Below are 4,561 nucleotides of genomic sequence, written 5' to 3' on the forward strand. Positions count from 1 at the left end.
GGCTAGCCAAGTCGGTACAAGAAAATTAAAAGACGTTGATGTAAAAAAGAGTAAAACAGCAACGAGCAGAGAAACGAATATACCTCTACGCTTTTTACAAAATTCAGCCGGTGCAGCAAACGCAACCCAGCTCGCTATCACAATAAATAACCCGCCGTATACACCAGCATGCTTGTAAGAAGTGATATGGTCGCCAAACTCCTTCACTGATACACCATGGTTGAAATATGCCACTAGCATTAGTGAGAAAATACCCAGTACGACAAATACAAAAAGGGATGACACTCTAATATAATGCAATAAGAGCAAATGCATTGTTTGTCCGATACTTTCAACTTCTTCGAAGATTTTTAGATAAAAACCGTAGGACAGCGCGTATACGCAAGCAGATATCCCAGCGTAAACGGATATGGAGACAAATACCCACGGCAGATTTGCGATGGTCAACGCATCTTTGAAGCTTATATCTGTACCCTGTGAGGTTGAATACGCCAAGAAAGTGGTAAATACGGCAAACGACAGCAAATAGTCGACAAATGCAAATCGCAGACTATTTTCCTCAATTGGTTTTCGCTCAATAAACGGCCATACGATAAAGCGCAACGTACGGCTGCCGTATTCGAGTAGTGGCACTTTTTCAATAAGCAATTTAAACGGTGGATAGTTAACGATCATGTTGGTTTCGCCATTTTGGATAGATTAAATTTTGCGCAAGCAAAAATAAATGTATACAATAACTGTATATGTGTACAGTTTTTTTGGCGAAAATTATGTTCGATATACACAAACCATTGACTGACAATCAAATATTTTACTCATGTCAAACGATGAGTTTTTACATGGCATTCAGTGCTGGTTTAGGCATGGATGATATTTGTGAATTGCCTACTTCTGTGACTATGCATTTGCACCAAACTATTGACATCATTGGACTGGCCTAAAAGACATCAACCTCATTTTGTGTGGGTCGATATCGAGATGACAATGAAATTGATGAGGCTAATTTTGAGTTCGAGGGCTATGATATTGAGTTGACAGCAGTGGGGTTTGAGCACTATCGCGCAAAGCCCACGTCTTTTGTTGCGCCTTCTCTTCTGAGACTTAATAAAGCACTAATGTTGGCGTCTCGCGCACATAAGTATCAGCGGCGTAAATATGATAAGTCACCATACTTAAATCATTTGCTTGAAGTGCAAGATCTGCTTGTTAACACAGCGCAGGTGAGAGATGAAGATATAATTATTGGCGGCTTACTTCACGATGTCATAGAAGATGCTGATGTGACTAAAACGGATTTGCTTAACGAATTTGGGAATCTAGGGAATCTAGGGGTCAGGTTCTTTGAAAATGCCTCTATACTAAAAAGTAGATCGAGGGGTTTCTCGCCGCTTTAGAATTATTGTTCCCAACATATCTATCCATGTTGTTTTACGTGGAAATCAGGGAGCGCCTTTCTTCGATACAGCAAAACGGTTGGTTTCAAGAAACCTGACCCCTTAACGGACCCCTTAACGCACAAAAAATACTCATAAATTTGGGGCCTCCAGCGCTATTTATTAATTTATTTTTACTGTAAGAAAATAGATGTGCAAACCTTTTTTGAAGCCAAAGCCTCGCACTAGCGAGGGCACTTCGTGTTTTATTTAGGGGATAGTTACAAATAAATACCAAATCAAATTAAATTTAAGCCGTTAAAAGTACCATTTTTTATGAAAATACCTCGTCAAAAATACCATTTGTTTTCGTTTTCACCTCGTAAAAAGTACCAAGCTAGCTATAATGAATGTACAGTTTTATTTTTGAGTCGAGTGCCATGAACTTTTTTAGCAGAAACTATGATCAATATTTTATTGAGTGGAAAAACTCAATGAATAGAAAACCTTTGCTATTGGCGGGCGCAAGGCAAGTAGGAAAAACAAGTTCGGTTAAGAAGTTTGGAAGCGAAAATTACAAGAATGTGTTTGAGCTTAATTTTATGAGAGATAAAGTTAAGCTTAGCAGTATTTTTGATGATGGTTTAAAGCCTTCAAGTATTTTGGAGAATGCTCAAATTGCTTTAGGGAAGCCGTTTAACCAAGAAACCGATTTACTCGTTTTTGAAGAGGTGGGATTTTCTCAAGATGCACTCACTTCATTAAAGTTTTTTTATGAGGATACACCTGACATTCATGTGATCGCCACAGGCTCCAATATTGGCTTGTTTAAAAATTATCCGGTTGGAAAAACAGAAAGAATAACAATGTACCCTATGACATTTAGGGAATTCTTAATTGCGACAAATAATTCAATGTTGTTAAGATTTGTCGATACACCTGATCACTCCAAAGTACCCACAGTGGCTCACGAAAAACTAATAGACTTAATTACGGACTATTGGTTTGTAGGTGGAATGCCAGAAGCTGTGAGTGCATGGATTTCATATCCGGATATTGAGCCTTTAAAAAGAATCAACGCTGTTGAAAAAGTAAAAGCAAATCTATTAGCTGATTATAAAAACGACTTTGGAAAGTTTTCAAAAGAACATCCTGCCACAGCTTTAAATATCAGAAGAGTGTATGAAGCGGCAGCAAATAAGATCGCAGATATTGAAGATGGGAATACGCCAAAATTCAAGTTTAAAGGGGTGTTGGGCAATACAAGTGTCAGCTATGAAGATATAGTTGCACCAGTAGACTTTCTGGAATGTTTGAAGCTTCTCCACAAGGTTTTTATATTAGACGGCCTAAATAATAGCTTTAATATGAATTTCCAGAAAAAGGATAATATGTTCAAGCTAGTCCCCCATGATGTAGGCATTTTGACCAGTATGATTGGAATGACATACCAGAATATTAAAGAAGGAAAGGACGCATATAAGGGCTTTATAGCCGAAACATTTGTTTTAAATGAAATAGTCAGCAGCATGGTCTTTCCAGACGAAGAAAATGAATTATTCAGTTTTAAGCGCGGTGACTCCATGGAAATTGAGTTTTTGCTGAAGTCGCTAGATAATGAATATGTTCCAATCGAAGTTAAAAGTGGTAAAAATAAACGTTCTATATCGCTAGCGAATTTCATTGAAAAGTATAAGCCTCAAAAGGCCTTAAAGTTTACGTTCAATTACGTTGAAAATAACCCTAAAAGAATTCTTCAACATCTTCCTGTATATAAGGCTAGGGCCACATACGCTAAGCACTTTAAGAGTAAGGACAATATCGAGTTTAAGTGACCTCTACACTAAACTCATCACTGTTTTAAGTTTAACGAAGATAACCAGAACCGTAGTTTCGTACTAATTTATATGCAGGCACGATACTATGATCCAGTCATAGGTCGTTTTTACTCAAATGATCCGGTGGGGTTTAAAAACATTTTTAACTTTAACCGGTATGCATATGCGGCAAATAATCCCTATAAATATGTCGATCCTGATGGGAGAGATTTTAAATCGACATATCTTTCGGTAAAAATTCCTTTTTTAGCATCGATTGATATAGGAGAGGTGAGGTTTGCGCCTAATTCTAAAGGGCAGGGAAATACTACTCGAGGCTTTTTTATTCGAATTGGAGAATCAGCTTCAGAGGTTGATGTGGATATTGGACAAGGACTTTTGAAACAAGGTGGCTTAATTGGAGGTTTTACATTTGGAATGGAGAGTGGGACACATATAGACACCAACTTTGATGACCCATCAGCCTCATTGGATATTGGGTTAGTGGTCGGCACGGTATCCGTTGGAGATTACACTAACGATGAATCCTCTGGGGGCTTTGAAATCGGTCCGTCCTTTGGCGCTGATGCGACTGTGAGCAAATCATTTACGTTAACTGGTCAAGAGGTAAAAGAAGCAGCCATTGAGTTGAAAGGTGCTGTTGTTAGAGTTTTTGGAAGGCTCGACTCTAAAAAATTGGACAAAAAAGACTGATGTTAATGTATAGCTAAATAACACAGAGATATGTAAATGAAAAAACTTGAAAAGCACGTAAAATTTCGTTTTAGCTTAATCGCTTTGGTTTTGTTCATCATCGGACATAACTTTATTGGAATACCAAGCCCATTTTTTATAGATGCATTTCAGTTTATGGGGTTAGTTACAGGCATATATATTATTATCCAAATTATCAACTATTGGTGCCCAAACTGTGAGAGAAATCAGGTAATGTTGTCTTTTATCAATTACAAGTTACCCAATAGAAAATGCAGATACTGTAATTACGATTTTAACAGTTACCATAACAACGATAAAGAGCAGTAATCAATGATATTACAATTTAGCGGGCACTCGCTGAAATGCCAAAGCTCAATTAACAGCGAAATAGGCAGTCGTTATTGGTTGCAATGGGGAGAGTACGCTAGCGGTGTCAGCATTTCGTACCTGCACCACTAGATGCGGATACCGGTTTTGTTGAGTAATCTCGCCGTTTCCTGATTACAATGTAAACCGCCATTTGATGCCGATTATCTAGGTCTTTTTCACTTAACCGTGAGCGTCTCGTAATCCCACCTAGTCTTTAGCAAATCGCCATGGTAGCAGTTGCTCGACGTCAGTGTTTTGAGTGGCGATTTGCGCTAGCAAGTGCAT

General features: G+C 38.1%; 4 protein-coding genes and 1 pseudogene. 4 read left to right on the forward strand and 1 reads right to left on the reverse strand.

Translation table 11 applies throughout. From position 1 onward, the window contains the following. Positions 1-675 (reverse strand): hypothetical protein (locus ACFO4O_RS15165; RefSeq protein ID WP_382410044.1); only part of this gene is annotated, 675 nt, incomplete at its 3' end. 95 nt (positions 676-770) lie between these two features. Between ACFO4O_RS15165 and ACFO4O_RS15170 the strand changes: the two genes are divergently transcribed. The 4 genes and pseudogenes from ACFO4O_RS15170 to ACFO4O_RS15185 all read left to right on the forward strand — a co-directional run. Next, positions 771-941, forward strand: coding sequence for a hypothetical protein (locus ACFO4O_RS15170; protein WP_382410046.1), 171 nt, complete (start codon positions 771-773; stop codon positions 939-941). Positions 942-962: 21 nt separating this feature from the next. Beyond that, positions 963-1,394 (forward strand): HD domain-containing protein, encoded by a 432-nt coding sequence (locus tag ACFO4O_RS15175; RefSeq protein WP_382410048.1) that lies wholly within the window; start codon positions 963-965, stop codon positions 1,392-1,394. 473 nt (positions 1,395-1,867) lie between these two features. Beyond that, the gene (locus tag ACFO4O_RS15180; RefSeq protein ID WP_382410050.1) at positions 1,868-3,208 is read left to right on the forward strand and encodes an ATP-binding protein; all 1,341 of its coding nucleotides are present in this window, start codon (positions 1,868-1,870) and stop codon (positions 3,206-3,208) included. A 33-nt stretch (positions 3,209-3,241) separates the two neighbouring features. Next, positions 3,242-3,904: pseudogene (locus tag ACFO4O_RS15185) on the forward strand (RHS repeat-associated core domain-containing protein); the annotation flags it as partial. Positions 3,905-4,561: the final 657 nt, after the last annotated feature.

Source organism: Glaciecola siphonariae (assembly GCF_042652645.1).
Lineage (GTDB): Bacteria > Pseudomonadota > Gammaproteobacteria > Enterobacterales > Alteromonadaceae > Glaciecola > Glaciecola siphonariae.

Excerpts from the sequence above, each read along its gene's own strand:
- ACFO4O_RS15170 (WP_382410046.1), top strand. The coding sequence starts at position 771 with ATGTTCGATATACACAAACCATTGACTGACAATCAAATATTTTACTCA.
- ACFO4O_RS15180 (WP_382410050.1), top strand. The coding sequence starts at position 1,868 with ATGAATAGAAAACCTTTGCTATTGGCGGGCGCAAGGCAAGTAGGAAAA.